The organism is Streptomyces calidiresistens (assembly GCF_014141525.1).
In the GTDB taxonomy this organism is placed as follows: Bacteria; Actinomycetota; Actinomycetes; order Streptomycetales; family Streptomycetaceae; genus Streptomyces; species Streptomyces calidiresistens.
Genome location: NZ_VKHS01001262.1, coordinates 1 through 1,030, shown reverse-complemented (window position 1 = coordinate 1,030; position 1,030 = coordinate 1). Strand labels below are relative to the sequence as shown.

Annotated in this window: 1 protein-coding gene; it reads left to right on the top strand. The window is 76.8% G+C overall.

All coding sequences use genetic code 11. The annotated features are described in order from the left end of the window. A partial coding sequence (locus tag FOE67_RS26770) for an aminotransferase class I/II-fold pyridoxal phosphate-dependent enzyme (protein WP_182667401.1) occupies positions 1-1,030 on the top strand: 1,030 nt, incomplete at both ends.

Genomic DNA, 1,030 nt, shown 5'->3' with positions numbered 1-1,030 from the left:
CCGATCCCACCGCCGCGCTCGCCGAGGTCGCCTCCCGTGCCGCGTCCCGCCCCGTTCTCTACGGCGAGCCACCGGTCGGTCCGGAACTGGCCCTGGTGGCCCGGGATTCGTTGCGCGCCGACGGGGTCCCCGAGGGACCGCTCGTGGTGACCTCCGGAGCCCTGGACGCCATCGAACGCGTCCTGCTCACCCGACTCCGTCCCGGGGACCCGGTGGCCGTCGAGGACCCGGGGTGGGGCGGCCTGCTGGACCTGCTCTCCACCCTGGGGCTGCGGCCCGTCCCCGTGGCCGTGGACGACGAGGGGCCGCTGCCCGAGGCGCTGGAACACGCCCTCACCTCGGGGGTGCGGGCCTGCGTGATCACCGCCCGGGCCCAGAACCCCACCGGCGCCGCCGTATCGGCCACCAGGGCGGCCGCCCTGCGCCCCCTGCTGGCGGCCTTCCCCGAAACGCTGCTGATCGAGGACGACCACGGACACGGCATCGTCTCCGCGCCCCTCAACCCCCTGGGCGGCCTCGGTGCCCACTGGGCCCTGGTGCGTTCGGTGGCCAAGTCCCTCGGCCCGGATCTGCGGGTCGCCGTCCTGACCGGCGACCCGGACACGGTGGGAGGCGTGGCCGCGCGGATCGGGGCGGGACCCGGGTGGGTCAGCCGCATCCTCCAGGACACCGTGGCCCTGCTGTGGCCGGGGTGCGCGCGCCCGGACGGCCCGGCCCCCGTCTCCTACGACACCCGGCGCGACCTGCTCCGCGACGCGCTGGCGGCCCGGGGTGTCACCGCGCACGGCCGCACCGGCCCCAACCTGTGGATCCCGGTTCCGGACGAGACCGCCGCCGTCGCCGGGATGCTCGCCGCCGGATGGGCGGTGGCCCCCGGAAGTCGGTACCGCCTGGAGAGCGGACCGGGCATCCGCCTGACCGTCTCGACCCTCGCCGCCGAGGAGATGGACCGGGTCGCCGACGATCTCGCCGCCGTCCTCGCCCCGGCCCCCGGCACCCGGTCCATCTCCTCGGCGGCGAGGGTCGAGAC